At 71.7% G+C, this 26,377-nt stretch carries 31 protein-coding genes and 1 pseudogene; 18 read left to right on the forward strand and 14 right to left on the reverse strand.

Translation table 11 applies throughout. The annotated features are described in order from the left end of the window. Positions 1-9: 9 nt before the first annotated feature. Both ACWEOE_RS22070 and ACWEOE_RS22075 read right to left on the reverse strand, forming a co-directional pair. On the reverse strand, positions 10-2,061 hold the full coding sequence (locus tag ACWEOE_RS22070; protein WP_452012079.1) for an ATP-dependent DNA helicase: 2,052 nt from the start codon (positions 2,059-2,061) through the stop codon (positions 10-12). Between the two features lie 81 nt (positions 2,062-2,142). Further along, the gene (locus ACWEOE_RS22075; protein ID WP_452012081.1) at positions 2,143-2,733 is read right to left on the reverse strand and encodes a biotin transporter BioY; all 591 of its coding nucleotides are present in this window, start codon (positions 2,731-2,733) and stop codon (positions 2,143-2,145) included. 179 nt (positions 2,734-2,912) lie between these two features. On the opposite strand from ACWEOE_RS22075, the gene ACWEOE_RS22080 reads away from it, so the two are divergent. After that, positions 2,913-3,581 (forward strand): hypothetical protein, encoded by a 669-nt coding sequence (locus ACWEOE_RS22080; RefSeq protein ID WP_452012084.1) that lies wholly within the window; start codon positions 2,913-2,915, stop codon positions 3,579-3,581. An 18-nt stretch (positions 3,582-3,599) separates the two neighbouring features. Further along, on the forward strand, positions 3,600-4,061 hold the full coding sequence (locus ACWEOE_RS22085) for a GNAT family N-acetyltransferase (protein ID WP_452012087.1): 462 nt from the start codon (positions 3,600-3,602) through the stop codon (positions 4,059-4,061). 36 nt (positions 4,062-4,097) lie between these two features. Here the strand turns inward: ACWEOE_RS22085 and ACWEOE_RS22090 are convergent, their stop codons facing one another. Together ACWEOE_RS22090 and ACWEOE_RS22095 are read right to left on the reverse strand one after the other, a co-directional pair. Then, the gene (locus tag ACWEOE_RS22090) at positions 4,098-4,679 is read right to left on the reverse strand and encodes an isochorismatase family protein (RefSeq protein ID WP_452012089.1); all 582 of its coding nucleotides are present in this window, start codon (positions 4,677-4,679) and stop codon (positions 4,098-4,100) included. A 24-nt stretch (positions 4,680-4,703) separates the two neighbouring features. Further along, entirely contained in the window at positions 4,704-6,008 is a 1,305-nt protein-coding gene (locus ACWEOE_RS22095) for a nicotinate phosphoribosyltransferase (protein ID WP_452012091.1), read from the reverse strand. Between the two features lie 73 nt (positions 6,009-6,081). On the opposite strand from ACWEOE_RS22095, the gene clpS reads away from it, so the two are divergent. From clpS to rdgB, 14 genes are all read left to right on the forward strand, one after another. Next, complete coding sequence (gene clpS / locus ACWEOE_RS22100) at positions 6,082-6,381, forward strand: ATP-dependent Clp protease adapter ClpS (RefSeq protein ID WP_452012094.1); 300 nt, start codon at positions 6,082-6,084, stop codon at positions 6,379-6,381. Beyond that, positions 6,378-6,935: a DUF2017 domain-containing protein gene (locus ACWEOE_RS22105; RefSeq protein WP_452012097.1), complete on the forward strand. Its 558-nt coding sequence runs from the start codon at positions 6,378-6,380 to the stop codon at positions 6,933-6,935. Before clpS ends, ACWEOE_RS22105 begins: the two co-directional genes overlap by 4 nt. Beyond that, on the forward strand, positions 6,932-7,918 hold the full coding sequence (locus ACWEOE_RS22110) for a P1 family peptidase (RefSeq protein ID WP_452012100.1): 987 nt from the start codon (positions 6,932-6,934) through the stop codon (positions 7,916-7,918). The genes ACWEOE_RS22105 and ACWEOE_RS22110 overlap by 4 nt, the downstream gene beginning before the upstream one ends. A gap of 172 nt (positions 7,919-8,090) precedes the next feature. Continuing rightward, the gene (locus ACWEOE_RS22115) at positions 8,091-8,498 is read left to right on the forward strand and encodes a Mov34/MPN/PAD-1 family protein (RefSeq protein ID WP_452012102.1); all 408 of its coding nucleotides are present in this window, start codon (positions 8,091-8,093) and stop codon (positions 8,496-8,498) included. Between the two features lie 65 nt (positions 8,499-8,563). Next, positions 8,564-8,842, forward strand: a complete 279-nt coding sequence (locus ACWEOE_RS22120) for a MoaD/ThiS family protein (RefSeq protein ID WP_452012104.1) — start codon at positions 8,564-8,566, stop codon at positions 8,840-8,842. Positions 8,843-8,846: 4 nt separating this feature from the next. Next, the gene (locus ACWEOE_RS22125) at positions 8,847-9,797 is read left to right on the forward strand and encodes a PLP-dependent cysteine synthase family protein (protein ID WP_452012106.1); all 951 of its coding nucleotides are present in this window, start codon (positions 8,847-8,849) and stop codon (positions 9,795-9,797) included. Continuing rightward, complete coding sequence (locus ACWEOE_RS22130) at positions 9,794-10,492, forward strand: aspartate/glutamate racemase family protein (protein ID WP_452012109.1); 699 nt, start codon at positions 9,794-9,796, stop codon at positions 10,490-10,492. The genes ACWEOE_RS22125 and ACWEOE_RS22130 overlap by 4 nt, the downstream gene beginning before the upstream one ends. Before the next feature lie 132 nt (positions 10,493-10,624). Beyond that, positions 10,625-11,785: an FAD-dependent oxidoreductase gene (locus ACWEOE_RS22135; RefSeq protein WP_452012111.1), complete on the forward strand. Its 1,161-nt coding sequence runs from the start codon at positions 10,625-10,627 to the stop codon at positions 11,783-11,785. 10 nt (positions 11,786-11,795) lie between these two features. Beyond that, entirely contained in the window at positions 11,796-12,134 is a 339-nt protein-coding gene (locus tag ACWEOE_RS22140) for a HEAT repeat domain-containing protein (protein WP_452012114.1), read from the forward strand. Between the two features lie 80 nt (positions 12,135-12,214). Further along, entirely contained in the window at positions 12,215-12,886 is a 672-nt protein-coding gene (locus tag ACWEOE_RS22145) for a rhomboid family intramembrane serine protease (protein ID WP_452012116.1), read from the forward strand. After that, positions 12,883-13,689, forward strand: a complete 807-nt coding sequence (murI, locus tag ACWEOE_RS22150; RefSeq protein ID WP_452012119.1) for a glutamate racemase — start codon at positions 12,883-12,885, stop codon at positions 13,687-13,689. Before ACWEOE_RS22145 ends, murI begins: the two co-directional genes overlap by 4 nt. 9 nt (positions 13,690-13,698) lie before the next feature. Further along, a complete protein-coding gene (locus ACWEOE_RS22155) occupies positions 13,699-14,466 on the forward strand; it encodes an MBL fold metallo-hydrolase (RefSeq protein ID WP_452012121.1) in 768 nt (255 codons plus the stop codon). Between the two features lie 38 nt (positions 14,467-14,504). Next, on the forward strand, positions 14,505-15,281 hold the full coding sequence (gene rph / locus ACWEOE_RS22160; RefSeq protein ID WP_452012124.1) for a ribonuclease PH: 777 nt from the start codon (positions 14,505-14,507) through the stop codon (positions 15,279-15,281). Then, the gene (gene rdgB / locus ACWEOE_RS22165; RefSeq protein WP_452012126.1) at positions 15,278-15,886 is read left to right on the forward strand and encodes an RdgB/HAM1 family non-canonical purine NTP pyrophosphatase; all 609 of its coding nucleotides are present in this window, start codon (positions 15,278-15,280) and stop codon (positions 15,884-15,886) included. Before rph ends, rdgB begins: the two co-directional genes overlap by 4 nt. A gap of 56 nt (positions 15,887-15,942) precedes the next feature. Here rdgB and ACWEOE_RS22170 read toward each other — a convergent pair whose 3' ends face one another. Genes ACWEOE_RS22170 through ACWEOE_RS22185 form a run of 4 tightly spaced genes read right to left on the reverse strand, consistent with a single transcriptional unit; the run spans position 15,943 to position 19,473 of the window. Continuing rightward, on the reverse strand, positions 15,943-16,497 hold the full coding sequence (locus ACWEOE_RS22170; RefSeq protein ID WP_452012129.1) for a hypothetical protein: 555 nt from the start codon (positions 16,495-16,497) through the stop codon (positions 15,943-15,945). An 11-nt stretch (positions 16,498-16,508) separates the two neighbouring features. Further along, positions 16,509-17,720 carry an ABC transporter permease gene (locus ACWEOE_RS22175; protein ID WP_452012132.1) on the reverse strand — a complete coding sequence of 404 codons (1,212 nt, stop codon included), beginning with the start codon at positions 17,718-17,720 and terminating at the stop codon, positions 16,509-16,511. After that, positions 17,717-18,400, reverse strand: coding sequence for an ABC transporter ATP-binding protein (locus tag ACWEOE_RS22180; RefSeq protein ID WP_452012134.1), 684 nt, complete (start codon positions 18,398-18,400; stop codon positions 17,717-17,719). Before ACWEOE_RS22180 ends, ACWEOE_RS22175 begins: the two co-directional genes overlap by 4 nt. After that, positions 18,397-19,473, reverse strand: coding sequence for a peptidoglycan-binding protein (locus tag ACWEOE_RS22185; RefSeq protein WP_452012136.1), 1,077 nt, complete (start codon positions 19,471-19,473; stop codon positions 18,397-18,399). Before ACWEOE_RS22185 ends, ACWEOE_RS22180 begins: the two co-directional genes overlap by 4 nt. A gap of 170 nt (positions 19,474-19,643) precedes the next feature. Here ACWEOE_RS22185 and ACWEOE_RS22190 point away from each other — a divergent pair, with 170 nt between their 5' ends. Together ACWEOE_RS22190 and ACWEOE_RS22195 are read left to right on the forward strand one after the other, a co-directional pair. Continuing rightward, the gene (locus tag ACWEOE_RS22190) at positions 19,644-20,360 is read left to right on the forward strand and encodes a response regulator transcription factor (protein ID WP_452012137.1); all 717 of its coding nucleotides are present in this window, start codon (positions 19,644-19,646) and stop codon (positions 20,358-20,360) included. Further along, a complete protein-coding gene (locus ACWEOE_RS22195; protein WP_452012140.1) occupies positions 20,350-22,128 on the forward strand; it encodes a sensor histidine kinase in 1,779 nt (592 codons plus the stop codon). The genes ACWEOE_RS22190 and ACWEOE_RS22195 overlap by 11 nt, the downstream gene beginning before the upstream one ends. A 4-nt stretch (positions 22,129-22,132) precedes the next feature. On the opposite strand, the gene bcp is transcribed toward ACWEOE_RS22195, so the two are convergent. From bcp to ACWEOE_RS22225, 6 genes and pseudogenes are all read right to left on the reverse strand, one after another. Next, the gene (gene bcp, locus ACWEOE_RS22200; protein ID WP_452012142.1) at positions 22,133-22,609 is read right to left on the reverse strand and encodes a thioredoxin-dependent thiol peroxidase; all 477 of its coding nucleotides are present in this window, start codon (positions 22,607-22,609) and stop codon (positions 22,133-22,135) included. Between the two features lie 116 nt (positions 22,610-22,725). Further along, positions 22,726-23,262, reverse strand: a complete 537-nt coding sequence (locus ACWEOE_RS22205) for a hypothetical protein (RefSeq protein WP_452012145.1) — start codon at positions 23,260-23,262, stop codon at positions 22,726-22,728. A 181-nt stretch (positions 23,263-23,443) separates the two neighbouring features. After that, entirely contained in the window at positions 23,444-23,626 is a 183-nt protein-coding gene (locus ACWEOE_RS22210; RefSeq protein ID WP_452012147.1) for a hypothetical protein, read from the reverse strand. A 690-nt stretch (positions 23,627-24,316) separates the two neighbouring features. Further along, the gene (locus tag ACWEOE_RS22215) at positions 24,317-24,691 is read right to left on the reverse strand and encodes a type II toxin-antitoxin system death-on-curing family toxin (protein WP_452012149.1); all 375 of its coding nucleotides are present in this window, start codon (positions 24,689-24,691) and stop codon (positions 24,317-24,319) included. Further along, positions 24,688-24,891, reverse strand: coding sequence for a hypothetical protein (locus ACWEOE_RS22220; protein ID WP_452012151.1), 204 nt, complete (start codon positions 24,889-24,891; stop codon positions 24,688-24,690). Before ACWEOE_RS22220 ends, ACWEOE_RS22215 begins: the two co-directional genes overlap by 4 nt. Before the next feature lie 75 nt (positions 24,892-24,966). Continuing rightward, a pseudogene (locus tag ACWEOE_RS22225) lies at positions 24,967-26,377 on the reverse strand (hypothetical protein); the annotation flags it as partial.

Genomic DNA, 26,377 nt, shown 5'->3' on the forward strand with positions numbered 1-26,377 from the left:
CGGAGTCGATCACACCGGCGCGGCCTCGTCCAGCCGCTTCAGCGCGTCGCGGGCGACCTGGGGATCCGTGGTGGGCCAGAAGGGCGGCAGCGACGCGCGGACGAAGCCGGCGTAGCGCGCGGTGGCCAGGCGCGAATCCAGCACCGCGACCACCCCGCGGTCGGTCATCGAGCGGTGCAGCCGGCCCGTGCCCTGCGCGAGCAGCAGCGCCGCGTGCGTGGCCGCGACGGTGAGGAACCCGTTGCCGCCACGGGCTTCCACCGCACGCTGGCGGGCGGACAGCACCGGGTCGTCGGGCCGCGGGAACGGGATCCGGTCCACCACCACGAGCTGCAGCGACGGACCCGGCACGTCGACGCCCTGCCACAGCGTGAGCGTGCCGAACAAACACGTGCGCGGCTCGTCGGTGAACTGGCGCACCAGCGTGGGCATGGAGTCGTCGCCCTGGCACAGGATCGGGAAGTCGAGCCGTTCGCGCATGGCCTCGGAAGCCTGCTTGGCCGCGCGCATCGAGGAGAACAGTCCGAGCGTGCGCCCGCCCGCGGCCTCGACCAACCCGGCCAGCTCGTCCATTGTGGACTCAGCGAGGCCGTCGCGGCCCGGTGGCGGCAGGTGCTTGGCCAGGTAGAGGATCCCGTTGCGCCGGTGGTCGAAGGGGGAGCCGACGTCGAGGCCCGTCCACTTCGGGCCCTTGTCCTCGTCGGCCGGGGCTTCCTTGTCCGTGGCCGCGCCCGGCGCCTTCGTGACGCGCGCGCCGCCCGGCGGCAGGCCCCACTGGCGGGCCATGGTGTCGAACTCGCCGCCGAGGGTGAGCGTGGCCGAGGTCAGCACGGTGGTGTTGAGGTTGAACACGCGCTCACGCAGCAGCCCCGCCACGCCCAGCGGCGCCACCTTCAACGCCGGCGGCCGCGGGTTGGCGGAGTAGCGGTCGCCCGTGAGCCACACGACGTCGCGCTGGTGGGCCAGATCCTCGTCGTACGCGTCGAGCAGCCGGGCCGCGGTGTCGTGCACCTCTTCGAGCAGCGAGCGGGCCAGCTTGCGCGCGGTGGCGCCGTCGACGTCTTCCTTGCGGTCGGACCCCAGCGCGGTCAGGCACGCCTTCGCGGCGTCGCGCACCGCGGGAATCGCGCCCTTCAGCGGCTGCGGCAGCGAATCCAGCCGTCCGGCGGGGAGGTCGTCGAGGATCAGCGCGAGGCCGTCACTGGCCTCCAGCAGCCGGTCGGCCGCGTCGGCGTCGATCAGCCGCCCGCAGCGGCGTGCGGCCGAGGACACCATGGCGCTGGTGAGCTCGCCGGTGGCGACGGACGTGACGCGGTCCACCAGGTCGTGGGCCTCGTCGATGATCACGAGGTCGTGGTCGGGCAGGACCTGGTAGCCCTGCAACGCGTCGATGGCCAGCAGCGCGTGGTTGGTCACGACCACGTCGGCGCGCCCCGCCTCGGCCCGCGCGCGCTCGGCGAAGCAGTCGGTGCCGATCGGGCAGCGCGCCGCGCCGAGACATTCCTTGGCGGTGACGGAAACCTGGCGCCAGGCCTGGTCGGACACGCCCGGCACGAGCTCGTCGCGGTCACCGGTCTCCGTGTCCGACGACCACTCGTGCAGCCGCGTGACCTCCTTGCCCAGCCGGGAAACGGCGAAGGGGTCGAACAGCTGCGCGTCTTCCGGCTCGTCGGGCGCGCCCGTGTCGAGCCGGTGCAGGCACAGGTAGTTGCGGCGGCCCTTGAGGATCGCGAAGGTCGGTTCGCGGCCCAGCGGCTTCTTCAGCGCCTTCGCCAGCCGCGGCAGGTCGCGGTCGACCAGCTGGCGCTGCAGGGCGATCGTGGCCGTGGAGACGACCACCGTGGCTTCCTTCTCCACCGCGTGGCGGATCGCGGGCACGAGATAGGCCAGGGACTTGCCGGTGCCCGTACCCGCCTGCACGGCGAGGTGTTCACCGGTGCGGATCGCGTGGCCGACGGCGTCGGCCATCTTCACCTGGCCCGGCCGCTCGGCTCCGCCCACGGACTCCACTGCGTGGGTGAGGAGTTCGAGGACACCGGGGAAATCTGTTCGAGCGGGCACAGCGTCACACGATAGCCGCCGGGGGCGACAGGTTCGGCGATCCGGCGCGAACGGGCCGTTCGTGCCGGATCGCCGGCCGGGTCAGTCTTCCTTGTGCAGACGGGCCACCGCGGCCCACGCGAGCGGCAGGACACCCGCCGCCACCACGATCTTCAGCGCGTCGCCGATCAGGAACGGCACCACGCCCTTGGCGAACGCCGTCGAGAAGTCGAAGCCCGCCGCGGCCATCAGCCACGGTGCGCCGAAGGCGTAGATCACGACGTTGCCGGCGATCATGGTGCCCACGGTCCGCAGCGGCGTGCGGTCACCGCCGCGCTTGGCGAGCGCGCCGACGAGGGCGCCGGCGAACACGAACCCGACGACGTACCCGGCCGAAGCGCCGGAGAGCCCCGATGTCGCGCCCTGGAACCACGGCACGCCGGCCGCGCCGACGAGCAGGTACAGCAGCATCGAGGCCGCGCCGCGGCGCATGCCGAGCGAGGCGCCCACGAGCAGCGCGGCGAACGTCTGGCCGGTCATCGGCACCGGGCTTCCCGGGACCGGGATCACCAGCTGCGCGGCGGCGCCGGTGAGCAGGGCACCGCCGGCGACCAGCGTCAGGTCGCGCACGAGGGTGCCGGGCACGAGGTCGGCCAGCACCTGACGGCGGCCGGTGAGGGACAGCGACGACAAGGGGACCTCCTGCGGTTCGGAAACGGACTTCCGAGGAGGTTAACGCTCGTTACCGCGGGTTTCCCCCACAAGTTGCGTTCCTCACCACACCACTCGTCCGGGTGGTCTGGTGGTGGGGACGTTTCGAAGGGGTTCCGCGCTGCCGAGGAAACAACCACAGGTCGAAGGGAGCACGGGCGATGCGCGGACGGATCTTGGTCACGGCGACGGCACTGCTGGGAGCGGCCGCCGCCGGCGCACCCGCCCACGCCGACGCGCCCACCTCGACCGGCTGGGGCTCCTCGGGCAGCGTCGACGTGCTCGTCGACAACCAGCACGTGGTCACCGGCGAACTCGCCCGCTGCGACGCGGACGGCCCCACCTCCGTCCGCACCGAGGGCGGCGCCACCGGCGACGTCGCGGACTTCGGCCTCGGCGGCACCACCTGCGGCCGCACCGGCCCCGCCGCCACGGTGACCGCCGGCGGCCAGCGCTTCGAGGCCGACGTCCTCAAGCGCTACGGCGGCCCGGCGCTGAGTGTCCGCACCTACTCGGCGGGCTGCACGACCACTCGGAACGGCAGCACCGGCACCGTCTCGATCGGCGAGGTCAAGGGCTTCACCGTGCCCTCGTCCATCCCCGCGAACTACCGCGTCCTCATCCCGGGCGGGGCGGCGGGCACCGCGCTGGCCGCGATCACGATCAACGAAACCGTGACCCCGCAACCCGCCGACGGCAGCCTGGTGACCCACGCGGTGCACATCCAGCTCTTCCCCCAGGGCGGCCCGGCCAGCGGCGACATCTACCTGGGCACGGCGGCGTGCAACCCCTTCGGGAAGGGTGGCGCACCGCAGCCACCGGCGGCCTGAGCACGCCACAATGCCGGTGTGCGGAAAGTCGAGATCCGCCCCGCACGTGCCGACGAGTTCGAAGCGGTCGCGCAGTTGCGGTGGCGCTGGGTGGCTGAGCGGGAGGGGCTGCCGGACGCCGGACGGGCCGCGTTCGTGCGCGAGTTCGCGGCCTGGTCCCGGGAGCACGCGGCCACGCACCGGTGCCTGGTCGCCGTGCGTGCGGATCGGGTGATCGGGATGGCGTTCCTCGCCGTCACCGCCCGCGTCCCGGCGCCCCTGGTGTTCGCGCGGGCTTCCGGCGACGTCCAGTGCGTGTACGTGGTGCCGGAGGCACGCGACGACGGAATCGGTGGCCGGCTGATCGACGCGACCCTGGGCCTGGCCGCGGAGCTGGGCCTGGAGCGGGTCACCGTGCACTCGTCGGAACGTGCCGTGCCGGCCTACGAGCGGCACGGGTTCGCGGTGTCACCGCAGTTGTCGCAGGCGAAGCGACCGTGAGCTCGGCCGCTTCGCCCGGAAACCTCCGGCGTCCACTCAGGACGCGGCCGGCGGCACCACCGCGGTGCCGCTGTAGGTGACCCCCGCCTTGTCGAAGTCCGCCAGCGTCGCGTCCACCGTGGGCTGTGAGCCGCCGACCGTCAGGTCGAGCAGGACGTTCACGGAGAAGCCCGCCTGGGCCGCGTCCAGGGCCGTGGCGCGGACGCAGAAGTCCGTGGCGATGCCGACGACGTCGACGGACGTGACGTCGTGGGAGCGGAGCCACTCCGCGAGCGAGTGGCCGTCGCCGGACTTGCCCTCGAAGCCGGAGTAGGCGGCGGTGTACTCGCCCTTCGAGAACACGGCCGTGATGGGCGTGACGTCGAGCGACGGGTGGAACGACGCGCCCGCGGTGCCGGCGACGCAGTGGCGCGGCCAGCTCGTGGAGAAGTTCGGCGTGTCGCTGAAGTGGTCGCCCGGGTCGATGTGGTGGTCGCGCGTGGCGACGACGTGGTCGTAGCCCCCTTCGGCGGCCCGGCGCGAGATGGCCTCGGCCGCGGCCGCGCCGCCGGGCAGGCCGAGCGAGCCACCCTCGCAGAAGTCGTTCTGCACGTCCACCACGATCAGCGCGGTTCCCATGTCGTGCTCCCTCTCGAAAAACGCCTACAGAAACGTCGTCGGTATCGCGGGCTCGCCGTGCGAGAGCTTGAGGCCCTCCCACGGCAGGCTGACCTGGGCGCGGCGCAGGCGCGCCCGCGCGTCGTCCAGCGTGGGCAGATCATCCACCGCGCGGCCGCCGCGCACCAGGGGGATCTGGAGCTCGAGATCGTGTTCCTCGGCCTTCGGGCGGCCCGACGCGGCCGTCCACACGACCTCTTCCACGGCCGTGCCGGTGGAGCGGTGCCGCCGCAGCGAGTGCTTGCGCCCGCCCCGGGATTCCTTGTGCGCGCTGCGTTTCGCAACGGGCCGGCCGTCGACCTCCACCAGCTTGTAGACCATGCCGGCGGTCGGCGCGCCCGAGCCGGTGACCACGGAGGTGCCCACGCCGTACGCGTCCACGGGCTCCGCGCGCAGCGCCGCGATCGCGTGCTCGTCGAGGTCGCCCGACACCACGATGCGGGTGTCCTTGGCGCCGAGGGAGTCGAGCTGGTCGCGCGCCTTGCGGGCGAGCGGGCCGACGTCACCGGAGTCGATGCGGATCGCGCCGAGCTCGGACCCGGCCACGCGCACGGCGGTCTCGATGCCGGCGGTGATGTCGTAGGTGTCCACGAGCAGCGTCGTGTCCGGGCCCATCTTGTCCACCTGGGCGCGGAACGCCTGCTCCTCGCTGTCGTGCAGCAGCATGAAGGCGTGGGCGACGGTGCCGCGCGTCGGAATGCCGTAGCGGCGCCCGGCTTCGAGGTTCGACGTGGTCGCGAAGCCCGCGATGTAGGAGGCGCGTGCGGCGGCCACAGCGGCGTACTCGTGCGTGCGCCGGCCGCCCATCTCGATGATCGGGCGTCCGTGCGCCGCGCCCGACATGCGCGCGGCGGCCGAGGCGATGGCGCTGTCGTGGTTGAGGATCGACAGCACCAGCGTCTCGAGCAGCACGGCCTCGGCGAACGTGCCGGTCACGGTGAGGATCGGCGAGCCGGGGAAGTACAGCTCGCCCTCGGGGTAACCGTCGATGTCGCCGGAGAACTCGTAGCCGGCCAGCCACGACAGCGTCGCGTCGTCGACCACCGCCGTCTGCTCCAGCACGGTGAGCTCGGCGTCGGTGAACCGGAAGTCGGCGATGGCGTCGAGGACGCGCGCGGTCCCGGCGACGACGCCGTAGCGCCGCCCGTCGGGCAGCCGGCGCGCGAAGACCTCGAACACGCAGGGCCGCTCGGCGGTCCCGTCGGCCAGCGCGCTGCCCAGCATGGTCAGCTCGTAGTGGTCGGTGAGCAGCGCGGTGCTGGCGCTGGTGACCGGCTCGGGTGCACCCATGGGGCCAGCCTATTCACCCACATGGCCGGACCTGGCGCGGCGTCCCCCGCGCACCCCGTGACACGATGGGTTCATGTCCACGCCTGTCGCATCCGAACAGACGCAGGTTGATCCACTCGGGGCAGAGGCCACCGAGGAGGACAAGCCGTGGCGGACCATCGTGTGGAACGACCCGGTCAACCTGATGTCGTACGTGACGTACGTGTTCCAGAAGCTGTTCGGCTACAGCCGGGACCACGCCACGAAGTTGATGCTCGACGTGCACCACAAGGGCAAGGCGATCGTGTCCTCGGGGTCCAAGGAGAAGGTGGAGACGGACGTGGCGAAGCTGCACGCCGCGGGCCTCTGGGCGACGATGGAACAGCCCTCGTGAAGGCCTGGCGGCGCAAGGGCGACGTGATCCTCGCGGGGTTCGAGCAGCAGGAGGCCGCCGTGCTGCGCGGCCTGGTCAGCCAGCTCGAGGACATGCTGCGCGCCCGCGGCGAGGAAGCGCCGCAGGACGAGCTGGCCGAGCTCACCGGCATCCGCACCGGCCCGTCGGAGTCGCCGGACGACCCGGTGCTCTCGCGGCTGCTGCCCGATTTCCACAAGCTCGACCCCGACAACCCCTCGCGCGAGGACCTCGACTCGGCGGCCGCGATGCGGTCGCTGCACGAGCCCGAGCTGCTGGAGACGAAGGTCGGCGTGGCGCAGGTCGTGCTCGAAACGCTGCCCCGCGACGGCGGCGACGTGCACCTCGACGTGGAGCAGGCCGACGCGTGGCTGGGCGCGCTCAACGACGTGCGCCTCGCGCTGGGCACGGCGCTCGACGTGACCGAGGACATGCCCGACGAACTGCCCGACGACGACCCGCGCGCCCCGCACCTCGGCGTGTACCACTGGCTGACCTGGGTGCAGGAAACCCTGATCCAGGCGCTGACCGCGTGATCACCGACGTGCCCGGTGTCCTCGTCGGGCACCACCACCGGCTTGGTGACGGCTGGGCCACCGGCACCACCGTGGTCCTCGTGCCGGGCGGCGCGACCGGCGCCGTCGACCAGCGCGGCGGCGCGCCCGGCACGCGCGAGACGAATCTGCTGGAGCCCGAGAACCTGGTGCAGCGCGTGAACGCCGTGTGCCTCTCCGGCGGCAGCGCCTACGGGCTGGCCGCGGCCGACGGCGTGATGCGCTGGCTGTCCGAGCGCAACCTGGGTTTTCCCGTCGGGCTCGAGCCGCACCAGGTCGTGCCCATCGTGCCCGGCGCGGTGCTGTTCGACCTGCCGCGCAGCGACTGGGGCAACCGGCCGGACGCCTCTTTCGGTTACGCGGCTTGCGAAGCGGCGTCGGCGACCTTCGCCTCGGGCACGGTCGGCGCCGGGGCCGGTGCCGTGGTCGGGTCGCTCAAGGGCGGCATCGGTTCGGCGAGCGAGGCGGTCGACGGCGTGACCGTCGGTGCGCTCGCGGCCGTGAACGCCGGCGGTGAGGCCGTGGACTTCACGACCGGTCGCGCGTTCGCCGCGGACCACGAGGTCGACGGCGAGTTCGGCGTCCGCTGGCCTTCGCGCCCGGGTGAGGTGCCCTCGGCGCGGACCGAATTGAACACCACGATCGGCGTGGTCGCGTGCGACGCTTCGCTGTCCAAGGCCGAGGCTCGCCGGCTCGCCGTGGCCGCGCAGGACGGCCTCGCCCGCGCCGTGCGCCCGGCCCACACGATGTTCGACGGCGACACCGTGTTCGCCCTGGCCACGGGCGCGCGTGAGCTGCCGGGCGGCGTCGGCACCTTCGCCGACGGGCAGCGGGCGGCGGCGCTGGACGCGTTGTGCTCGGCCGCCGCGCGGGTGTTCGCCCGGGCGATGGTGCACGGCCTGCTCACGGCGACCGCGGCCGGCGGGGTTGCGGCGTACCGGGACGTGTGGCCGGAGGCGTTCTAGAGATCCGGCAGGGGCTCGTGCGGGGTCTCGGTCGCAACCGCTTGGAGCGCCCGCAGGCGAGCACGACCACGCGCCGGTCGGTGACCACTGCCCGGAATTGTCCCCGACGCAGGTGGTTGAGCGGAAGGTCTCACAGTCTGGACAGGGTGGGTCCACCACCTAAGATGTCGATGTGCTCAGGATCCGCCGTGAACTCGTCGACGAGATCGTCGCCCACGCCCGCCGTGACCACCCCGACGAGGCGTGCGGCGTCATCGCCGGCCCCGAAGGCTCCGACTCGCCCGAACGGTTCATCCCCATGCTCAACGCGGCGCGCTCGCCGACGTTCTACGAGTTCGACTCGGGCGATCTGCTCAAGCTCTACCGCGAGATGGCCGCGAACGACGAGGTGCCCGTGGTGATCTACCACTCGCACACCGCGACGGAGGCCTATCCGTCGCGCACCGACGCGAACATCGCCGCGGAACCCGAGGCGCACTACGTGCTCGTCTCCACGAAAGACCCCGATTCGCACGAGTTCCGCTCGTACCGGATCGTGGACGCCGAGATCACCGAGGAGCCGGTCGAGATCGTCGACTGAGCAAGCCGGAATACGCGGGGCGTCCCGTGCGTCAGCCAGTAGGAACTCACCGGAGGTAGAAAACCATGGCCGTGACCGTCTCCATCCCGACCATCCTGCGCACGCACACCGGCGGCGAGAAGTCCGTCGAGGCGGCGGGCAAGACCGTCCTCGAGGTGATCGACGACGTCGAGTCGCGTCACGCCGGGCTGAAGGCGCGCCTGGTGAAGGAAGAGAAGCTGCACCGCTTCATCAACGTCTACGTCAACGACGAAGACGTGCGCTTCGCCGGTGGCCTCGGGGCCGAGGTGAAGGACGGCGACACGCTCACCATCCTGCCCGCCGTGGCCGGCGGCGCGCGCTAAGCCGATGGCTCGCTACGAGTCCTTGCTCGAGGCGCTCGGCGGCACCCCGCTCGTCGGGCTGCCCCGGCTCTCGCCCACGCACGACGTGCGGCTGTGGGCGAAGCTCGAGGACCGCAACCCGACCGGCTCGATCAAGGACCGGCCCGCGCTGGCCATGATCGAGGCCGCCGAGCGCGACGGCACGCTGCGGCGCGGTTCGACGATCCTCGAGCCGACGTCGGGCAACACCGGCATCTCGCTGGCCATGGCCGCGAAGCTCAAGGGCTACGGCCTGGTGTGCGTGATGCCGGAGAACACCTCGACCGAGCGCAAGCAGCTGCTGCAGGCCTACGGCGCGCGGATCGTGTTCTCCCCGGCGGCGGGCGGGTCGAACGAGGCCGTGCGCCGGGCCAAGGAGCTGGCCGAGCAGAACCCCGACTGGGTGATGCTCTACCAGTACGGCAACCCGGCCAACGCCGAGGCGCACTACCGCGGCACCGGGCCCGAGCTGCTGAAGGACCTGCCGACGGTCACGCATTTCGTCGGCGGCCTCGGCACCACGGGCACCCTGGTGGGGGTCGGGCGCTACCTGCACGAGGCGAAGCCCGACGTGCAGATCATCGCGGCCGAGCCCCGCTACGGCGAGCTCGTGTACGGCTTGCGCAACCTCGACGAGGGGTTCGTGCCGGAGCTGTACGACGCGAGCGTGCTCAACGGGCGCTACTCCGTCGGCGCGTACGACGCGCTTCGGCGCACGCGTGAGCTGCTGGAGCACGAAGGCATTTTCGCGGGTATTTCAACGGGTGCGGTCCTGCACGCGGCGCTGGCCGTCGCGGAGAAGGCCGCCGCGCGCGGGGAGGCCGCGGACGTGGCTTTCGTCGTCGCGGATGCCGGCTGGAAGTACCTGTCGACGGGAGCGTATTCGGGCTCGCTCGACGAAGCCGCGGCGCGGCTGGACGGGCAGCTCTGGGCGTGAAGACGATCGGGCTCCTGGGCGGCATGAGCTGGGAGTCTTCGGCGGAGTACTACCGCCTGGTGAACACGCGGGTGCGCGAGAAGCTGGGCGGGTACCACTCCGCGCGGGTGCTGCTGTACTCCGTGGACTTCGCGGAGATCGAGGCACTGCAGTCCTCGGGTGACTGGGCGGCCGCGGGCGAGGTGCTGGCCGCGGCCGCTTCGGCTCTGGAGGCGGCGGGCGCGGACGTGATCGTGTTGTGCACCAACACGATGCACAAGGTGGCGTCGTCGATCCGGGTCGGCGTGCCGTTCCTGCACCTCGCGGACACGACGGCGGTGGCGGTGGTGTCTGCGGGCGTTTCCCGGGTGGGGCTGCTGGGCACGGCGTTCACGATGAGCCAGCCCTTCTATGCCGAACGCCTTGCAGCACATGGGCTTTCGGTGCTTGTTCCGTCCGAACAGGACCAGGAGCTGGTGCACCGGGTGATCTACGACGAGCTGGTGCGCGGGGTCGCCCGGCCGGCTTCGCGGGCCGTGTACCGGGACGTGATCTCGCGGCTGGTCGCCGCGGGAGCCGAGGGCGTGATCTACGGCTGCACGGAGATCGAGCTGCTGGTGGACCAGTCCGACAGCCCCGTGCCGGTGTTCCCGACCACGCGGCTGCACGCGGAGGCGGCTGTCGACTGGGCGCTGGGGCTTCGCGAGCTGCCCTGATCACCACTGGCAGCGCGCTGGCAGGAGGTGCCAGGCGCTTGGCAGTGTGGTGTGCGCGGGGTGCCAGCCGATCACGGCACCGTCGGGTTCGATGGCGGCCACCGGGCTGCCCCGGAACCCTCGGGAGTCACCATGAACACCGTCACGATCATCGGCGCCGGACTCGGCGGCCTCACCCTCGCCCGTGTCCTGCACGTCCACGGCATCGCGGCCACGGTCTACGAAGCCGAGGCCTCCGCCGGCGCGCGGTCGCAGGGCGGGATGCTCGACATCCACGACTACAACGGCCGGATCGCCGTCTCGGCCTGTGGCCTGATGGACGAATTCACCGGCCTCATCCTCGACGGCCGCCAGCAGATGCGGATCCTCGACAAGCACGGGACCGTGCTGCTCGACAAGGCCGACGACGGCACCGGGGGCCGCCCCGAAGTGCAGCGCGGGGAGCTGCGGCAGCTGCTGCTCGACTCGCTCCCCGCCGGCACCGTGCGCTGGGGCCACAAGGTCCTCTCCGCCCGCACCCTCGCGGACGGCCGGCACGAGGTGACGTTCGCGAACGGCAGCGTGGTCGTCGCCGATCTGCTGGTCGGCGCGGACGGCGCGTGGTCCCGGGTGCGGCCGCTGCTTTCGTCTGACGTTCCGACGTACGCGGGTACGGCCGTGGTCGAGACCTATCTGTACGAGGCCGACACCCGTCACCCCGCCACGGCCAAGATCGTCGGCGGCGGCTCGATGGGCGCGACCGGGTCGGACCGGGGGATCATGGCCCATCGCGAAAGCGGAGACACGCTTCACACGTACGTGGAGCTGACGCGTCCGCTGGACTGGTTCGAGGCCATCGACTTCACCGATCCGGTCGCGTCCGCCGCCCGCGTCGCCGAGGAATTCGCCGGCTGGGCCCCGGAACTCACCGCCCTGATCACCGATGGCGACACCCCGCCGGTGCTGCGCCCGCACTACGTCCTGCCGCTGGAGCACCGTTGGGCCCGGGTCCCGGGCGTGACGTTGGTCGGCGACGCGGCCCACCTCATGCCGCCCAACGGCGAAGGCGCCAACCTCGCCATGCTCGACGCCGCCGAACTCGGCCAGGCCCTCGCCGCCCACCCGGACGACATCGAGACCGCGCTGGCCGCCTACGAGGCGGCGATGTTCCCGCGCAGCACCGAAATCGCGGTCACCAGCGCCGAGTTCGAGGAGGCGATGGCCGGACGGTCCGAGGAGGACGCCACGAACGCCATGATCAAGATCTTCTCCGAACTGGGCGCGGGCGAGAGCCCCTTCGAATCGCGCCGTTAATCTCCAAGCTGTGCCCGACGCCTTCGAGACCGCGATGCGCATGATGCGGCGCCACAACAGGCAAACCCAGGAGGACGGCTTCCAGCTGCTCCTCGCCGACGCCGCCGGCCATGCCGACGCGCTGATCGCGGAGTTCGAGGCCGAGACCGAGGACCACGGGCTGCGGTGCCGGCTCCTGGAGCTGATCGGCGAGGCGGCGGTGCCCCAGGCGCTGCCCGTCCTCGTCGCCCAGCTCGACAGCACCGACGAATCGTTGCGCGGCTGGGCCGGGCGCGGGCTGGAGCGCCTGGACACCCACGAAGCCCGGACGGCGCTGTGGCGGGCGCGGGCGAACGGGACGATCGCCTGACCCGGGTGCAGGGCCCTGAGCTCGAACATCAGGGAATTCACCCGAGGCCACCCCCGCCCGGCGGACGTAACCTGGACCACGTGAGCACACTTCCACCGCAGCCCATGCCGTTCGGGGACCAGCCGGCGGACAAGGGCAAGTCCACAGACGTGGCGAAGCGCATCCTGCCGCCCAACCCCAAGGCGGCGGCCATCGTCGCGGTGGGGTTCACGTTGGTGCTCTACCTCGTGGAGCTCGTGGACGTGATCCTGCCGGCGAACCTCGACCACGGGGGCATCGTGTCGAGGCAGCTCTCGGGGCTCGACGGGATCCTGTGGGCGCCGCTGTTGCACGCCGGGTGGGGACACCTGTTCTCGAACACGGTGCCGGTGCTGGTGTTGTCATTCCTGGCGATGGCGTCGGGCATCGGGCGCTGGGCGGTGGTCACGGCGATCATCTGGATCGTGTCCGGGCTGGGGGTGTGGCTGGTCGGGCCGTCGAACACCTACACGGTGGGTGCGTCCGGACTGGCGTTCGGCTGGCTGGCGTACCTGCTGGTGCGCGGCATCTTCAACCGGGCGTTCGGGCAGATCGTGGTTGCGGTCGTGCTGCTGGGCGTGTGGAGCGGGATGCTGTGGGGCCTGCTGCCCGGCAACCCCGGCATCTCCTGGCAGGGCCACCTCTTCGGCGCGCTCGCGGGCGTGCTCGCGGCCTGGCTCACGGCGCGGGGCGACCGTCCCAAGAAGAAGGCGACCGGTAGCCTCGAGGTGTGAGCACCCCGACCGCCGACGCGCCCATCGGGGTCTTCGATTCCGGCGTCGGCGGTCTCACCGTCGCCCGGTCGATCCTCGAGCTGCTGCCGGCCGAGCAGCTGCGTTACGTCGGCGACACCGCGCGCAACCCGTACGGCCCCCTCCCCATCGCCACAGCCCGCCAGTACGCCCTCGAAGCCCTCGACAACCTCGTCGAAGGCGGGGTGAAAGCCTTGGTCATCGCGTGCAACACGGCCTCGGCCGCATGCCTGCGCGATGCCCGCGAACGCTACGACGTCCCCGTGATCGAGGTCGTCCTGCCGGCCGCGCGCCGGGCCGCGGCGGTCACGCACAGTGGCCGGGTCGGGGTGATCGGGACGGAGGGGACCGTTCGCTCCCGGGCCTACGACGACGCGTTCGCCGCCGCGCCCGGGGTGCGGCTCAGCAGCGTCGCGTGCCCGCGGTTCGTCGACTTCGTGGAGCGCGGCATGACGTCCGGGCGCCAGATCCTGGGGCTGGCGCAGGGTTACCTGCAGCCGCTGCTCGAAGCCGACGTCGACACACTCGTGCTCGGCTGCACGCACTACCCGCTGCTCTCGGGTGTGCTGCAGATCGTGATGGGCCAGGACGTCACGCTGGTCTCCAGCGCCGACGAGACCGCCAAGGACCTCTACCGCGTGCTCACCGACCTCGACCTGCTGGCCGAGCGCGACGAACCCCCGAAGCACGAGTTCCTGGCCACGGGCTCGCCCGAGCCGTTCACCCGGCTGGCGGCGCGGTTCATGGGCTTCGCGCCGGGTGTCCTCGCGCCCACCAGCGCCTAGGCTGAACCCGTGCGACTGACGATCCTCGGCTGCTCGGGCAGCGTCCCCGGCCCGAACGCCGCCGCGTCCGGGTACCTGCTGGAGGCGGAAGGGTTCCGGCTGGGCCTGGAGCTCGGCAACGGCGCCTTCGCGCAGCTGCAGACGGTGCTCGACCCGTTCGACCTCGACGCGCTGCTCCTGTCGCACCTGCACTCCGACCACTGCGCCGACGTCAACTCCCTTACGGTGCTGCGCCGCTACCACCCGGCGCCGCCCTACCCGGCCCGGCCGCGGCGGCTGCCGCTCTACGCGCCCGCGGACGCGCCGACCCGGCTGGCCCACGCGTACGCGGCCGACGCCGACGAGCGCGCGGCGGTGGATCTGTCCGACGTCTACGACTTCCACACGCTGCGTGAGGAAACGCGCGAGATCGGGCCGTTCGACGTGACCGCCGCCCTCGTGCGGCACCCGACGCCCGCGTTCGGCCTGCGCATCGCCTACGGCGGTTGCATCCTCGCCTACACCGGCGACACCGGGCCGTGCCCCGCGCTGGGTGAGCTGGCCGACGGCGTCGACGTGCTGCTGTCCGAAGCCTCGTGGACGCACGCGACCGACCGGCCCGACGGCGTGCACCTGTCCGGAAAACAGGCCGGTGAGCTGGCGAAGGACGCGAGTGTCGGGCGGTTGCTGCTCACGCACATCGCGCCCTGGACCGATCGTGGCGCGGTGCTCGCGGAGGCGGCCGAGGTGTTCCCGGACACGGAGCTCGTGACGCAGGGCGCCGTCTACGAGATCTGAGCGGCTGCTTGTCGGGGGTCTGCTTTAAGGTGCAGGTCGTGACGAGGAAAGATGGCAGGAACGACGACCAGCTCCGTGACATCAAGATCACCCGCGGGTTCCAGAAGTGGCCTGCCGGGTCGGTGCTCATCGAGTTCGGCAACACGCGTGTGCTCTGCGCGGCCAGCGTCACCGAGGGCGTGCCGCGGTGGCGGGCGGGTTCCGGGCTGGGGTGGGTCACGGCGGAGTACGCGATGCTCCCGTCGGCCACCAACACCCGCGGCGACCGCGAAGCCGTGAAAGGCCGCATCGGCGGCCGCACCCACGAGATCTCCCGGCTGATCGGCCGGTCCCTGCGCGCGTGCATCGACCTCGCCGCGCTGGGCGAGAACACGATCGTGATCGACTGCGACGTGATCCAGGCCGACGGCGGCACCCGCACCGCCGCGGTCACCGGCGGCTACGTGGCCCTGCACGACGCCATCACCTGGCTCGGCGCGGCCAACCGGCTCAACGACCCGCAGCCGCTGTCGTCGTCCGTCGCGGCGGTGAGCGTCGGGGTGGTCGACGGGCGCGTGCGCCTGGACCTGCCGTACGAGGAGGACTCGCGCGCGGAGGTCGACATGAACGTCGTCGCCACCGATGCCGGCACGCTCATCGAGGTGCAGGGCACGGGCGAGGGCGCCACCTTCGCGCGGTCCACTTTGGACACCATGCTCGACCTGGCGCTGGCCGGCTGCGCCACGCTCACGCAGCTGCAGAACGAGGCGCTGGCGCTGCCGTATCCGGGTGAGCTGCCGCAGCCGCGTCCGGACAAGAAGAAGGGCGCGAAGTGACGAAGCTGCTGCTGGCCACGCGCAACCAGAAGAAGCTCGGCGAGCTGCGGCGCATCCTCGAGGCCGAGGGCATCGCCGGCATCGAGGTGCTGGGGCTGGCCGACGTCGCCGAGTTCCCCGAGGCCCCGGAAACCGCGCCGGACTTCGAGGGCAACGCCGTCGCCAAGGCGCGGGACGCCGTCGCGGCCACGGGCCTGCCCGCAGTCGCCGACGATTCGGGTCTGGCCGTTGACGCGCTGAACGGCATGCCCGGCATCCTCTCGGCCCGCTGGTCCGGCCGGCACGGCGACGACGACGCCAACCTCGACCTGGTGCTCGCCCAGCTCACCGACACCCCCGACGAGCGCCGCGGCGCGGCCTTCGTGTGCGCCGCCGCGCTCGTGCTCCCGTCCGGCGAGGAAACCATCGTTCGCGGCGAGTGGCGCGGCACGCTGCTGCGCGAGCGCCGCGGCACCAACGGCTTCGGCTACGACCCGATCTTCGTGCCGGACGGCGACACGCGGGCGTCGGCGGAGCTGGAACCGTCCGAAAAGGACGCTGCCTCGCACCGGGGCCGTGCGCTGCGCGCGCTGCTCCCGGCCCTACGCGACCTCGCCAAGGCCTGAGACAAGAAGAATCCCGGTGTGGCGCGGCCCCCGACGTCGCTCCACACCGGGATCGGTCACTTGTCGCTCGGACCCATCACCTGTACTTCGCAGCCCTGCTCGATGTCGGCGGAGTTCGGCGGCTGGTTGTCGCTCGTGTAGTGCCACGGCGACTCGCTGGCCGGGTCCGGGTCCTCGGCCACGTGCATACCCTTCGACGTCATGCACTCCACCCAGCGGTGCAAGTTGTCCTTGTACGCCGGGTTCGCCGGGTCCTCACCCCACGGGAGCAGCGGTAGCTTGGACCGGCAAGCGTCGCCGGCGGCGGCGTGGTCCCTGCTCCACTGTTCGGCGCCGGCGATGCTGTGCGGCTGCTGGTCGGGGTCGGCGTCGTGGGCCTTCATGCAGGTGTTCCACGGTTCGATCAACCGCTGGGAGTCCTCGGGGGACTCGTCGACGCGGTGGCGGGGCCGTCCGCCGTCGGGATCGGCGGACGCCGGGCTCGAGGTCGCCGTGGACGCCGCCGACGTCGAGGGCGTGCTCAGCGAAGCGACCTCGGGGCCGGATGCCGCGGGTGCGCCACAGGCCGTGAGCACCAGCGCCAGCCCCGCGAGCCAGACCACTTTGGACATTCGAAGCTCCCTCATGTCGTTGCCAATGCTTGTGTCGGGGTGAGGCGCGAGGCGCGGATCGACGGGTGGATGCCCGCCAGGGCGCCCACCACCAGCGCGCCCGCCACCCCACCGGCCACCGAGAGCGGCGGGATCACCGGCGGCCATCCCTGGTACGTCGTGTAAAGCAGCGTCACGACGATCCCGAGAACCGTCCCGGCCAGACCGCCGAGGCCGGACAACGCCACCGCTTCCGTGAGGAACTGCCCGCGGACCTGTCCCCGCGTGGCGCCCAGCGCGCGGCGCAACCCGATCTCGCGCCGGCGTTCCAGCACCGAGATGAACATCGTGTTGGCCACCCCGACCCCGCCGACCAGCAGCGCAACCCCGGCCAGCCCGAGGAACAACGCCGAGAACGTGGTCTGGCTGGCTTGTTTCGCCGCCAGCGCGTCGGACGGCCGGCTCACCGACACCAGCCCGGGCAGCTGCGGGTACAACGTGGCCGGCAGCACGGCGCGCACGTCGGGAATGGCGTCCTCACGGGCTTTCACGTAGATCACCGTCGGGTGGCCGTCGAAGCCGAGGAACTGCTTGGCCGAACCCCAGCCGACGAGCACCGCGCGTTCGATGTCCGGCGCGAGCGGCATCGGCGCCAGCACGCCGGTCACCGTGTACCACGTGACGCCGATCATCACGATCGGCGCGGGCCGCCCGGGTGTCACGGCGGGGATGCCGAGGCGGGAAGCCGCGACGTACCCGAGCACGACCGCGGGCAGGTTCTGCGTTGCCGCGTCGAGGAACTTGCCGCTCTGCACGTGGCCGTTGAGCGCGGTCAGCAGGTCGGGGCTGCTCGCGAGCACGGCCAGGCCCGAGCCGTCCTGCGGGTCGGTGAGGTCGGACCGCCGCACGGTGGTGTGGGTGTTGGCGACGGCCGCCGCCGTGGTCACCGGGCCGATCCGCGCGACGCTGCCGACCGACGACTCCGGCAGCAGCACCGGCGGCGTCTGGTTGGGCTGCGGTTCGGCGCGCAGCATGTTCGTGCCCAGCGCGGTCAGCTTGTCCAGCAAGGAAGCCTGGCTCGACGCGGGGATGCCCGTGACCACGATCATCGTGGCGATGCCCAGCGAGATCCCGAGGGCCGACAGGGTGGCGCGCAGCCGGCGCGTGCTGATGCCGAGCAGGCCCAGCCGCAGGACGTCGCGCAGGCCCAGGCGCACCGGGCGCGTGTCGAGTGCCGTGCTCACGCCGCCCTCACCACGAGGTCCTGCACGATCCGGCCGTCGCGGAACTCGATGCGCCGCGGCAGGCCGGCCGCGATGTCGCGGTCGTGCGTGATGATCGCGATCGTCGTGCCTTCGCTGTTGAGGCCGTGCAGCAGTTCGAGCACGGCGCGGCCGTTGGCGGTGTCGAGCGCACCCGTCGGTTCGTCGGCGAGCACGAGCGCGGGGTCGTTGACCACGGCCCGCGCGATCGCGACGCGCTGACGTTCACCGCCCGACAGTTCGTGCGGCTTGTGGCCCACGCGGTGCGCGAGGCCCACGCGGCCCAGCGCCTCCAGCGCGAGCGGACGCCGTTGCCGGCGTGGCACCCCGGCGTACAGCAGACCGGTGGCCACGTTCTCGGCCGCGCTGAGGCCATCGGTGAGGTGGAACTGCTGGAACACGAACCCCAGCCAGCGCCCGCGCAGCGCGGACAGCCGGCGGTCGTTCAGCTGCGTCACGTCCTGGCCGCCGAGCTCGACGGTGCCCGCGGTCGGCAGGTCGAGCGTGCCCACGATGTTGAGCAGCGTCGACTTGCCCGAACCCGACGGTCCGACGATCGCCAGCAGCTCACCCTCGGCCACGGCCAGCGACACGTCGTCGAGGGCCTTCACCCCGCCCGGGTAGTGCTTGCTCACCCCGCGCAGGGACAGCACCGGTGTCACGAGGTCGTCACCACTTTCAGGCCCTCGGTGATGCCCGGGCCGCTGATTTCGACCTGGTCGCGGGCGAACATGCCCGTCTTCACCGGCACGAGGTGCCCGCCTTGCAGCTGCACCGCGTAGCCGCCTTCGCGCAACGCGACCAGCGCGCCCAGCGGCACGGCCAGCACGCCCGAATGGGTCTGCGTGGCCACCTTGACCTGCACCGACGCCGAGTCGAGATCACCGACGTCGCCCGGGTTCACGGGCACCACGGACACGTTGATCTTCGGCGTTCCTTGCTGCTGGCCGCCCGCGTCTTCGCCGCCGCCGGTGACAGCGGTGCTCACCGAGCTGACCTCGGCCGGGATCTCCTTGCCGTCCGGGCGCACCACGGTCACGCCCATGCCGGTCTTCACCGAACCGATGTCGGACGGGTCCACGGGCGCGACCACGACCTTCGTCGTCGGCGTCACGGTGAGCAGCGGGCCGGCCGCGGGGTCGCCGAGCTGCGCGGTCACGCTGTTCACGCGTGCCTCGCCCGGCAGCACCACGACCTGGCCGACGTCGAGCGTGCCCGTGTCGGGCAGGCCGGCCTTTTTCTCCCACCGCTTCAGCGCGTCGGCGAAGGTGAACTTCTGCTTCTGCGGGTCCTTCGCGCGGGTGCCGACGGAGTAGCCGAGGTTGGCGAGGTTCTGCGCCACCGTGGCGACGTCCGGTCCGGCCAGGTCGGGGTTGTCGAGCTTGCGGAACAGCGGGGTGTCACCGAAGAACACGGGCACCGGCACGCCGTTCACGGAGTACAGCGGCTTCCCGCGCTGGGCCACGGTGCCGATGTCCGGCAGCTGCGTGACCACGCCGGCGCCCGCGCCCTTCAGCGGCTCAGGCGTGCCGAAGCCGAGGGTGCCGGTGAACGTGCGCGTGTTCGACAGATCGGTCTTGGCCACCGCGACGGTGGTCACCGCGGGTGGGGGAGCGGCCGCTTCGGCCGTGCCTCGGCCGTGGTCGATCGCCACGAAGGCGCCCACGCCGAGCAGCACCACGACGGCGGCCGCGCTCAAGGCGGCGATCACGCGCCGCCGGGACTTACCGGCCACTGACGGCCTCCAGCATCTCGATCACCCGGCGTGTCCGAAGTGGACTGAGTCGGTGGGTCCGGAGGCCACTATCGCCGCGAATTGTCAGGAACCGGTCAGGAATCGGTGCTGATCCGGTGTTCCCGCGGCGCCGGCTCGCCCGGGCGAGCGGAGATCCTTATGCTCGCAGCATGTGCGCTGACATCGTGCTCGCGGAGGACGACCCGAAGCAAGCGGAGCTCGTCCGCCGCTACCTCGAGCGGGAACGCCACTCGGTGGTGGTCGTGCCCGACGGCCGCGAGACGCTTGAGCTCGTGCGCCGCCGCCCGCCGGACCTGCTGGTGCTCGACGTGATGCTGCCGGGCATGGACGGGCTCGAGGTGTGCCGCATCCTGCGTGCCGAGACCGACCTGCCGGTGCTGATGCTCACCGCACGGTCCACTGAGGACGATCTGCTGCGTGGTCTGGACCTCGGCGCCGACGACTACATCACCAAGCCCTACAGCCCGCGCGAGCTGATGGCGCGCGTGCGGACCTTGTTGCGCCGCACCAAAAGCGCGCCGCCCTCAGGTGGTCCGCTGCGCGTGGGCGCGCTGACCGTGGACGTCGGGCGGCACGAGGTGGCCGTGTCCGGCAACCTGGTCGAGACCACGCCGGGCGAGTTCCGCCTGCTCGAGGTGATGGCCGCGCACCCGGACCAGGTGTTCACGCGCGGGCAGCTGCTGGAGCACCTGCACGGCTTCGACCGCTACATCACCCAGCGCGCGATCGACGTGCACGTGATGAACCTGCGTAAGAAGATCGAGACGGCTCCACGCAAGCCGAAGCGGCTGCTGACCGTGTACGGCGTCGGCTACAAGCTCACGGCGGGGCCGCCCTCGCCCGAGGAGAACACCAGTGCAGCGTAGCCTCCTCGTCCGGCTGATCGCGGTGTCGGCGCTGGTGGCGGTGTGCGCGATCGCGGCGACGGCGTGGCTCGCCGCACGCACCACCACGGGCGCGATCGAGCAGGAGCAGGGCCAGGTCTTCGCCGACGACGGCTCGATCTACCAGGGGCTGCTCGATTACGCCGCCACGCACCCGAACTGGAAAGGCGTGGACCAGGACGTGCGCAGCTACGCCGAGCGCACCAACCGGCGCGTGGTGCTGGCCACGCCGCAGGGCCAGGTGATCGCGAGTTCCGACCCGAACCCGGGCAAGCTGCCGGCCCAGCCGTCGGTGGTGATCGACCCGCTGTCGGTGGATGCGGGGCTCGGCGTGAAGTCCACGCCGGACCGGATCGACCCCGACGCGGTGGGCCCGTACCAGCTGCCGCAGCAGGAGCGAGACAACCTGATGGGTCTCGCGAAGCGGGTGGTCGCGTGTGTGCAGGAGCGAGGCAGCCTCGGCACCATCGAGGTGTCACCGAGCGGGCACCCGCGCGTGACCTCGCAGGACGCGTTCGCGCTGACGCGGTGCGACGGGGCGCGGCTCGACGTGCCCACCGCCACCGAGCAGGCCGCGATCGACAAGCTCAACGACCTCGTCAACGGCTGCCTCGGGCGCAACGACACCACCACTTCGGAGGTGGCGGTGCCGTTGGCGTGGACCTTCGACGGACCGCGGTCCGGGCCGACCGGTTCGGTGGCGCAGAACTGCGTGGCGGCCGCGCGGCGTGAGCAGCTGCAGGCCTTCGTCGCGCCTCCCGCGTGGCTCTACATCACCGAACAGGGCAGCGATCAACCGCCGAGCGGCTTCACGCTGTCGCCCGACAACCAGGTGCGCCTCGCCGAAGTGGCGGGTGCGATCCTCGTGCTCACGGTCGTGGCCACGGGCCTCGCGTCGATCCGGCTGATCCGGCCGCTGCACGCGCTCACCGGGGCCGCGCAACGCATGGAGGCCGGCGAGGCCGGGGCGCGGGTGAAGGTGAAGGGCAAGGACGAGATCGCGCGGCTGGCGCGGGCGTTCAACGACATGTCCGAGGCGCGCGAGAAACTTGAGGTCGCGCGCAAGGCCATGGTCAGCGACGTCGCGCACGAGCTGCGCACGCCGCTGGCCAACATCCGCGGCTGGCTCGAGGCCACGCAGGACGGCGTGAGCCGCCTCGACGACGAGCTGGTCGCGTCGCTGCTGGAAGAGGCACTGCACCTGCAGCACATCGTCGACGACCTGCAGGACCTCGCCCTCGCCGACGCCGGCGCGCTGCGCGTGCACCCGGAGCCGATCGATGCCAACTCCCTGCTCGGCCAGCTCGCCGCGGCCCACGCCGCGCGCGCCGACACCGCGGGCGTGACCTTGACCGTGCAGACCATGCCGGACCCGGCCGTGACGGCGGACCCCGTGCGGCTGCGGCAGGCGCTGGACAACCTCGTGTCCAACGCCGTGCGCCACACGCCGCGCGGGGGTTCCGTCACGGTCAGCGCCCTGCGATCGGGGCCGGACGTGGTGTTCTCCGTGACCGACACCGGTATCGGCATCGCCGCGGCCGACCTGCCACACCTGTTCGACCGCTTCTGGCGCGCGGACAAGGCCCGCACCCGCGGCGCGTCCGGCGGCAGCGGCCTCGGGCTGGCCATCGTGCGCAACCTGGCCCAGGCCCACGGCGGTGAGGTGACGGTGCGCAGCACGGTGGGCGCGGGCTCGACCTTCACGCTGCGGCTGCCGGCGTCCGGTCCGTCCGGTCCTGAGCGGGTGTGACGGGTCAGGCTTCGATGCCGAGGTCGCGGATCAGTTTCGCGACGTGTCCGGTCGCGCGGACGTTGTAGAGGGCCTTGGCGATCTTGCCCTCGGCGTCGACCACGAAGGTGGAGCGGATGACGCCCTCGTAGACGCGGCCGTAGTTCTTCTTCTCGCCGAAGGCGCCGTAGGCGTTGAGGACCTGCTTGTCGGGGTCGGCCAGCAAGGGGAAGGTCAGCTGTTCCTTCTCGACGAACTTCGCGAGCTTCTCCGGCGAGTCCGGGGAGATGCCGAGGATCTGGTAGCCGGCGCCGCCCAGCTCGGCGAGGTTGTCGCGGAAGTCGCACGCCTGCTTGGTGCAGCCCGGGGTCATCGCGGCCGGGTAGAAGTACACGACGACGGACTGGCCGCGGAAGTCGCTGAGGGAGACGCTCTTGCCCGCACTGTCGGACAGCGTGAAGTCGGGGGCGGCGTCGCCGGGGGAGAGTCGCTGGTCGGTCATGAACGCAGCGTACTGTGCCGATCATTGCCAATCCGACCACAGTCACGGCCGAATGGCTTTCGCAGCAACGGTTACGTGCCGCGTGGGGGTCGGCCTACTTTTGGTCGGATCAGTGGTCAGACGGCTCCGCAGTACGTGGCCACCGCGGGCTCGCCCGCGCTGGGGCGCAGCTGCATCGTGAGCTTCGTGGTGCGGTCGGGCACGGCGAACGCCAGCGTCAGCTGCGCAGAGCGACCTTGCTGCAGGTCCTTGCCCGCGTCGGTGATCCCGCCGAGGCCCTGTGTGGCGTCGACGACCTGCTTGGTGGGCCTGCCGTCGATCGTCGCGACCACGGACAGGCCCGAGAGCCGGTAGGAATCCGCGCCGTTGTTGGTGATCTCGATGCCGAACGACGCGGCGCGCGGGCTGCGTGGGTACGCCGCCGCACCGGGCTGGAACGACTGCGGCGCCGACACCGAGATCGTGAGGCCGCTGGCGAACCGGTGCTCCGCGCCGAACTGCAGGTCACGCGGGGTCTGCGCGGCCGCGGCCTTCGCGGGCGCGCCGCCACCGCCGAGGGCTGCCGTGCCTTCCTGCGCGTCGACCCCGCAGGCCGCCACCGCCATCAGCAGACAGGCGGACAGCAACAGCTGGGGGGTGCGCGCGGGCGCCATCTCGGTTTACTCCAGTCGGGGCGAGGGGCTCAGGCCGTTCGGCGTAGTGACCGAACTCGACCTGCTCCACTGTCCCTGCACCTGCACGTGCGCGCGCACGAAGACGCGGACCTGGTGTACAGCCGTGGCCGATCCGTGACCGAAAGGGCACTCCGGGTGACAGTCGTCACCGATGTGCCACTCAAACGGCGAAGGCGAACAAGAGGATGAAAATCGCCACGCCGGCGCCCCACGCGATCATCAGCCACCCGAAGTCGCGCACCGGGTCGACCGCGCGGCTCTCCTCGCCCGGGATGTACACGCCGCGGTTCTCGAACCAGTCCGTCCACTTGCGCAGCAGGCGCAACGGATTGCGTGACGGCACGACTCACCTCCCGGATCGGCTTCGCTTCCGCCAGCCTACGGGGGACTCGGCTACTCGGTGAAGGAGCGTCGACCGTGCGGAAAAGGGTGATCCTGCTGGTTCTGTCGGCGGTCTTCGGCGTCACGGCCGCGGTTCCGGCGGTGGCTCCCCTCGCGGCACCGCGCCGCTTGATCACCCGGGGTGGGTGTGCCTGCCGGGTGCCGCCGCGAACCCGCGCGACCAGGACCTGGCGGGTGATCCGCAGGCGGCTCCGGTCACCGTCGGCTACCCGGACTCGCCCGGCCGGGTGGCCGGACAGACGTAAAACAGTCGGTCGGCGCAGCCGTGGGCGGCACGAACGGTTCCACCACGGTTCCCCGGGGATCCACTCGCGGGGTGTCGAGCGCCAACTGGCGCGACTCCGACGTCGACCTGGTCACGCACCGTCGACGTGGTGTGGTCGTGATCGGCCACTCGGAGGGCGCCGCCGACGCCGCGGCCTGCTGCGCGACCGCGTGGGCGGCCACCCGGACGTCCAGCCGTGGCTGTGAGCGTCCTGCTCCTCGGCGGCAACGTCCAGGTTCCCGACCGACCGCCCCGCCGGCGGCGGCACCGATCCCGACGCGGCGTTGCAGTACCTGCCGCGGCGACCTGACGGCCTTGGTGGGCGCACAGGCCTCCCGCTGGTCGGCGGACCGGCGCCAGCGCTGCTCAGGCGAAGTCCGCCAGCCGGGTCGCGATGTGCGGCAGGTCGAGGCGCCCCTGCACCACGTCGTGCACGAACGGCTCCGCGGCGTCCTCGTCGAGCGGCGTGCGGAGCGGCTTGTCGTTGAGCCCGAGGAAGAACCAGGTGGCGGTCCAGGTGAGGCGCTTGTTGCCGTCGATCAAGGGGCGGCCCCGTCCGAGGGACTCCATGAGCGCCGCCGCCTTCTCCCAGACGCCCGGATAGGCGTCCTCCCCGAACACCGATGTCCGCGGCCGCGCGACGGCCGCCGCCAGGATCCCCGTGTCGCGCACCGCGAGCTCCCCGCGCACCACCCTGCGCGCGACGATCATCAGGTCGTGGATCGTGAGGTACTCGGTCATCGCGCCAGCCGCTCGTTCAGCCCGGCGCTGGTCTCGAGGACGTGCTGCAGCACCGCCGCGCGCCGCTCCCCGCGCGACGTCACGGCGGCCATCAGCGTCTCCCGCACGTACTCCTGCAAACTCCGTCCCTCGGCGGCCGCCTGCCGCTCGATCTCCCGCACCTCGCCGTCACTGAACTCGACCGGCAGCGTCTGACCCATGTCTTGAACCATAAGGCCTTGCGTGGTCGGGGGAACCCTGGTTTTCGGCGGGGGTCGGGTGATCGGGGTGATCGGTCACGGCTGGTCGGTCGGGGGCACGGTGGCCGCGCGGGCTGTGCTGCTCTTGCCATCCCGGCACCGGTGGCGGTTCTGGCGCCGCATGGATGTCAGGGTTGTCCGAGCGGCGCGGTGCCTTGCCGCGGATGTCCGGCTCAGGGCTGCGCCGGCGGTGTCGGGTTGGGTGAGGGTTGCTCGTGTTGTGGCGCGGCTTGCCATTGCTGCGCAGCCGGAATCGACGCGGGTGGAACGGCGCCTGACCATGGTTGCCCGGGGCCAGGGCCTTGACCGGGCTGTGCCGCGCCTTGCCACCCTGTCATCGGCGGCGCGCCTTGCCAGTGCTGTCCCGGTGGCGGCGCACCTTGCCACGACTGCCCGGATGGCGCTGCGGCTTGTCCCGGTGGCACTGGCGGCGAGGAGCCCTGCCACCCCGGTACAGGCGGTGTTGTGCCTTGCCAGGATTGGGCGGGCGCGGTGCCTTGCCATTCCGGCTGGGGTGGTGCCGCACTCGGCGAGCTCTGGCCCGGAGGCGCAGTGCCTTGCCAACCTGGCACGGCGGGCACCGCAGGCGCTGCGCTTTGCCAGGTTTGACCCGGTGCCGCGCCTTGCCAGGGTTGTCCTGCCGGCGACGAGGCCGGCCATGGTCGTTGTCCGGCAGGCACAGCTCCCGGCCAGTGCGGCCCACCCGGCAACCCCAGGCATCCCCGCCATCCCGCCGCCCGGCATCACCGTTCCCCCATACCCCGCAGGCCAACCCCGGCCGCCGACGTCAGGCACCAGGCCCGGCACAGCGGCCGCCACCGCTGGAATCCACAGCTGCACCGCGATCACCGCCGCGATGCCCGCGGCAACGAACACGTCGTCGAACGAGTGCGGGCGGCCGATGTCGAACAGCCCCGCCGACCCGGGAACCGCCAGGATCACCTGGGCGACCGCCCCCGTCAGCAGTACTCGGGCGGCCCGCGCGCGACGGGCCATCAGCAGTACGGCGCCCACTACCACCCCCAGTGCGAGGATCCCGATCAGCAGGTGGAAGTACGGTCCGGGATCGAGATTGAAGTGCTTGCTCAGCTCCACGATTTCGCCACGCAGGAGCAGCAGCTCGCACACCGCCACAACCCCCGCCAGCACAAGCGCCAGTATCGACCGCCCCGACTCCGACGACACCACGACCGATCCCCGCCGTGTACAACCGGACACGGAAAGCATACAGACCACCCCACGACAGTTCAGCGCGATCACAGCGCAGTTGCGACCGGAAGAACTCTCGACGAGCCCGCCGTGGGACTGAGTGCCACCGTCCGAAAAGGACCGGCCGTGATCGTCCTGGCGGGCTAGAGCCTGTTTTGATGTGCTGACCAGGTAGATTGCTGAGCAACGTCGCCGGTCCGGCGTGTCGTAGATCAAACAGGTGAGGTCTCCGGTAAAT

This window comes from Amycolatopsis sp. NPDC004368 (assembly GCF_053602515.1).

Bases quoted from the DNA above. Each gene is read 5' to 3' on its own strand.
- ACWEOE_RS22080 (WP_452012084.1), top strand. From the start codon at position 2,913: ATGCGCGGACGGATCTTGGTCACGGCGACGGCACTGCTGGGAGCGGCC.
- ACWEOE_RS22090 (WP_452012089.1), bottom strand. From the start codon at position 4,679: ATGGGAACCGCGCTGATCGTGGTGGACGTGCAGAACGACTTCTGCGAG.
- ACWEOE_RS22095 (WP_452012091.1), bottom strand. From the start codon at position 6,008: ATGGGTGCACCCGAGCCGGTCACCAGCGCCAGCACCGCGCTGCTCACC.
- clpS (WP_452012094.1), top strand. From the start codon at position 6,082: ATGTCCACGCCTGTCGCATCCGAACAGACGCAGGTTGATCCACTCGGG.
- ACWEOE_RS22120 (WP_452012104.1), top strand. From the start codon at position 8,564: ATGGCCGTGACCGTCTCCATCCCGACCATCCTGCGCACGCACACCGGC.
- ACWEOE_RS22125 (WP_452012106.1), top strand. From the start codon at position 8,847: ATGGCTCGCTACGAGTCCTTGCTCGAGGCGCTCGGCGGCACCCCGCTC.
- ACWEOE_RS22135 (WP_452012111.1), top strand. From the start codon at position 10,625: ATGAACACCGTCACGATCATCGGCGCCGGACTCGGCGGCCTCACCCTC.
- ACWEOE_RS22170 (WP_452012129.1), bottom strand. From the start codon at position 16,497: ATGTCCAAAGTGGTCTGGCTCGCGGGGCTGGCGCTGGTGCTCACGGCC.
- ACWEOE_RS22190 (WP_452012137.1), top strand. From the start codon at position 19,644: ATGTGCGCTGACATCGTGCTCGCGGAGGACGACCCGAAGCAAGCGGAG.
- bcp (WP_452012142.1), bottom strand. From the start codon at position 22,609: ATGACCGACCAGCGACTCTCCCCCGGCGACGCCGCCCCCGACTTCACG.
- ACWEOE_RS22205 (WP_452012145.1), bottom strand. From the start codon at position 23,262: ATGGCGCCCGCGCGCACCCCCCAGCTGTTGCTGTCCGCCTGTCTGCTG.
- ACWEOE_RS22215 (WP_452012149.1), bottom strand. From the start codon at position 24,691: ATGACCGAGTACCTCACGATCCACGACCTGATGATCGTCGCGCGCAGG.
- ACWEOE_RS22220 (WP_452012151.1), bottom strand. From the start codon at position 24,891: ATGGGTCAGACGCTGCCGGTCGAGTTCAGTGACGGCGAGGTGCGGGAG.